The sequence below is a fragment of the Kitasatospora sp. NPDC057198 genome, from assembly GCF_042670125.1.
Classification (GTDB): Bacteria; Actinomycetota; Actinomycetes; order Streptomycetales; family Streptomycetaceae; genus Kitasatospora.
This window is the reverse complement of record NZ_JBHUWH010000609.1, coordinates 1-4,033: the sequence shown is the minus strand read 5'-3', so window position 1 is coordinate 4,033 and position 4,033 is coordinate 1. Positions and strand designations below refer to the sequence as shown.

At 75.0% G+C, this 4,033-nt stretch carries 4 protein-coding genes; 2 read left to right on the top strand and 2 right to left on the bottom strand.

What is annotated here, in order from left to right; translation table 11 throughout:
• Positions 1-35: 35 nt before the first annotated feature.
• Both ACFUEL_RS36475 and ACFUEL_RS36470 read right to left on the bottom strand, forming a co-directional pair.
• Positions 36-833, bottom strand: coding sequence for an SGNH/GDSL hydrolase family protein (locus ACFUEL_RS36475; RefSeq protein WP_380242003.1), 798 nt, complete (start codon positions 831-833; stop codon positions 36-38).
• Between the two features lie 211 nt (positions 834-1,044).
• The gene (locus tag ACFUEL_RS36470) at positions 1,045-1,638 is read right to left on the bottom strand and encodes a hypothetical protein (RefSeq protein WP_380242001.1); all 594 of its coding nucleotides are present in this window, start codon (positions 1,636-1,638) and stop codon (positions 1,045-1,047) included.
• Between the two features lie 203 nt (positions 1,639-1,841).
• Between ACFUEL_RS36470 and ACFUEL_RS36465 the strand changes: the two genes are divergently transcribed.
• Both ACFUEL_RS36465 and ACFUEL_RS36460 read left to right on the top strand, forming a co-directional pair.
• Complete coding sequence (locus tag ACFUEL_RS36465; RefSeq protein ID WP_380241999.1) at positions 1,842-3,014, top strand: exonuclease SbcCD subunit D; 1,173 nt, start codon at positions 1,842-1,844, stop codon at positions 3,012-3,014.
• Between the two features lie 34 nt (positions 3,015-3,048).
• Positions 3,049-4,033, top strand: a 985-nt coding sequence (locus ACFUEL_RS36460) for an AAA family ATPase (RefSeq protein WP_380241997.1), incomplete at its 3' end; no start/stop codon positions are given.

Genomic DNA, 4,033 nt, shown 5'->3' with positions numbered 1-4,033 from the left:
GTTCGTCCCCCACGGACGCCGGTGGTGCCCCCGGATCAGGCGGCGGCGCTGAACAGCGGCAGGTAGCCGCCGGACTGGCCGGCCGAGTTGGGGTGGTAGCTGTCGCTGATCGGCAGCGTGGTGCTGTTGAGCCACTGGCTGGAGGAGCCGCAGATCTCGTGCCCGGCGAAGGCCGTACGGACGTCCTTGAAGGTGAACCCGGCGTCCGCGGCCTGCTTGGCGATGACGGTGTCCAGGGTGTCGGCGGCGCCGTTGATCGCGGTCCGCTTGGTGTTGGAGATGCCGAAGATGCAGGTGCCGGGCACCTGGTAGAGGTGCGGGTAGCCGAGCACCACCACGTGCGCGTTGGGCGCCTTCGCCCTGATCTGCCCGTACAGGGTGGCGAGCTTGCCCGGCAGCGTGTTGACGGCGTAGCTCTTGGCGGTGTTCACCGCGCTCAGGCAGGAGCTCTCGCTGTCCAGCACGCAGGTCTGCATGGTGGAGGCGAAGCCCGCGTCGTTGCCGCCGATGGTGATCGACACCAGCGTGGTCGAGGTGCTCAGCGCGCCGAGCTGGTTGGCGGCCACGTCACCGGTCTTCGCGCCCGAGCAGGCCACGAAGGAGAACGAGGTGGGCGCGTGGGCGGTCTTCCACAGGTACGGGTACGCCTTGGTGCTGCGGCTGCAACTGCCGCTGTCGCTGGTGTAGCTGCCGGAGCCGACGCCGGCCGAGTAGGAGTCGCCGAGCGCGACGTAGTTGACGCCGGCGGCGTTCGCCTGGGTGGCGGTGGCGAGGGTGGTGAGGGACAGCACCGCCGCGGTGAGCGCGACGGAGACGACACGGGAGCGGGACATCTGATCCTCCATGAGTGACGCAGGCCACACATTGGATACCAGTCAGTAGCCTCGCGGGGAAGCGGTCATGCCAAAGAAATTGACGAACACTCGTCGAACGCGGCCCCAACTCCCGCTACGCGCGCAGACCCATCCCTGACCTGGGCTGCGGCGATGCCGCCCGGAAGGTCGCCGCGCCGCCCCCGGCGCCGGGGGTGCGCCCTCGGCGCGCTCAGCGCAGCCGGCAGCCCGCGAGGGGCAGTTCCTCGATCGTCTCGTCCGCCCGCGCCGGGACGCCCCACAGCCCGGCCGCCGCCGCGACCGCCGCCCGGGCCTGCCGCAGCCCCGGCAGCCCCCAGCCGAGCAGTTCGACCGCCAGGCCCGGCGCCACCAGCAGCCGCCGGTAGTGCCGCCCCGAGGCCGGGTCCGGCACCGACGGGCCCACCCCGCGCAGCACCGCGGCCATCCGCACCCGGGCGCACTCGTGCCCGCCGTTGGCCGAACCGACCCGGTCGTACAGGTACCCGAGGTAGACCGGGCCCCCGATCACCGCCTGCGCCTCCTCGCCGGCCTCCCGGGCCAGCGCGCTGCCCGGGTCGCCCGCGTCCTCCGGCTCCAGCGAGCCGCCCGGCAGGCTGACCACCCCGTCCTTCGGGTTCACCAGCGTCAGCACCCGCCCGTCCGGCGCGAACAGCCACCCCCAGGACTGCTTGACCGTCAGCCCGGCCGGCACCTGCTCCCCCGGCCGCCACGGCCAGCCCGCGTTCGGCCGGCGGCGCACCCGTCCGAGCAGGTCGGAGATCTCCGGGCTGTACTCGATGCCCATCCCGCTCCCTCCGCTCCGCGGACCCGCCCGCCGTACCACCTGATGATCTTCCCCGAACACCCGACCGATGAACAGCCCCGACCGCCACCCGGGTCATCGGGTCTGCTACGGCCGACGGCCGGAGGGCTGTCCGGCACCTGTGATACTCGTACCGGAGCACCGGACGGACGAGGAGTGGCGAGGATGCGGCGGGGAGTGACGGAGTGAGGCTGCTGCACACCTCGGACTGGCACCTGGGGCGCTCCTTCCACCGGGAGAACCTGCACGGCGCCCAGCGGGCCTTCCTGGACCACCTGGTGGAGACCGTCACCGCCGAGCGGGTCGACGCGGTGCTGGTCGCGGGGGACGTCTACGACCGGGCGCTGCCCGGCCTGGAGGCGGTCGCGCTGTTCGACGAGGCGCTGTGGCGGCTGGCCGAACTGGGCGTGCCCGCCGTGTTCATCTCCGGCAACCACGACTCCGCCCGCCGCCTGGGCACCGCCGCCCGGCTGATCGACCGGGCCGGCATCCACCTGCGCACCGACCCGGGCGCGCTGGCCGAGCCCGTCCTGCTGGCCGACGGGCACGGGCCGGTGGCCGTCTACGGACTGCCCTACCTGGAGCCGGCGCTGGTCCGCGAGCGGCTCGGCCTGGCGAAGGGCGGCCACGAGCAGGTGCTCGGCGCCGCGATGGACGGCGTCCGCGCCGACCTGGCCGCCCGCCCCGCGGGCACCCGCGCGGTGGTGCTGGCGCACGCCTTCGTCACCGGCGGCGCCGCCAGCGACAGCGAGCGGGACATCGCGGTCGGCGGCGTGCAGTCGGTGCCCGCCTCGGTGTTCGACGGCGTGCACTACGCGGCCCTCGGCCACCTGCACGGCTGCCAGACCCTCGCCCCGCACCTGCGCTACTCCGGCTCCCCGCTGGCCTACTCCTTCTCCGAGACGGCGCACGAGAAGTCGATGTGGCTGGTCGACCTGGACGCGGCGGGCGCCGTCGAGGCCCGCCGGGTGTACTGCCCGGTGCCGCGCCGGCTGGCGCAGCTCAGGGGCCGGCTGGAGGACCTGCTGGCCGACGAGAAGTACGAGTACGCCGTCGACCGCTGGACGCAGGCCACCCTGACCGACCCCCTCCGCCCGGCCGACGCGATGGAGCGGCTGCGCGAGCGCTTCCCACACACCCTGCAACTGCTCTTCGACCCGGAGGGCGGCGAGCGCACCGACGGCACCTCCTACGCCCGGCGGGTGCGCGGGCGCACCGACCAGGAGGTGGTCGAGGGCTTCGTCGCCCACGTCCGCCCCGGCCGGGAGCTGGACGGCGGCGAGCGGGCCTGGCTGCTGGAGGGCCTGGAGTCGGTGCGCCGCAGCGCGGCCGGCCGGGCCGAGGAGAACGCCCGGTGACACCCCGTCACCACCACACGTGGGAGCACACCCGATGAGGCTGCACCGGCTCGCCCTCACCGCCTTCGGGCCGTTCGCGGGCACCGAGCTGATCGACTTCGACCGGCTCTCCGCGGCCGGCCTGTTCCTGCTGCGCGGGGCCACCGGCGCGGGCAAGAGCAGCGTCCTGGACGCGGTCTGCTACGCGCTGTACGGCGAACTGCCCGGCACCCGCCGCAGCAACGGGGTGCGCAGCGACCACGCCGCACCGGACGTGCGCACCGAGGTGGTGCTGGAGGTGACCCTCGGCGGGCGCCGCCTGGAGGTCACCCGCAGCCCCGAGCAGTGGCGGCCCAAAAAGCGCGGCACCGGCCTGACCGCGGAGAAGGCGCAGACCCTGCTGCGCGAGTGGGCCGCCGACGCCGGGCGGGGCGAGCCCGGCTGGGTGCCGGTCAGCAGGTCGCACCAGGAGGCCGGCGAGGAGCTGACCCGGCTGCTGGGCATGAACCGCGAGCAGTTCTGCCAGGTCGTGCTGCTCCCGCAGGGCGATTTCGCGCGCTTCCTGCGGGCCGACTCCAAGCAGCGCGCCGAACTGCTCGGCCGACTCTTCGACACCGGCCGGTTCGAGCAACTGGAGCGCTGGACGGCCGAGTTGCGCAAGCAGCACGAGTCCCGGGTGCAGAGCGGCCGGCAGCGGGTGCACGCCCTGCTGGCCCGCGCCGAGGAGGCCGCCGGGCCGCTCGCGGCGGGCGCCGCCGACCTGCGCCCCGGCGAGGACGCCCCGATCGCCGAGGCGCTGGCCTGGGCCGCGCTGCTGCGCGTCGACGCCGCCGAGCGGGCCGAGGCCGCCGCGCTGCGGCTGGCCGCCGCCGAGGCCGGACGGGCCGCCGCCCGCGCCCGGCTGGAGGAGCAGGCCGCCCTGGCCGAACGGCAGTCGCGCCACCAGCGGGCCCGGCTGGAGCGGCTCCGGCTCGCCGACCTGGCCGCCGGCTCCGCCCCCGAACGGGCCCGGCTGGACGCCGCGCTGGCCGCCGAGGGCC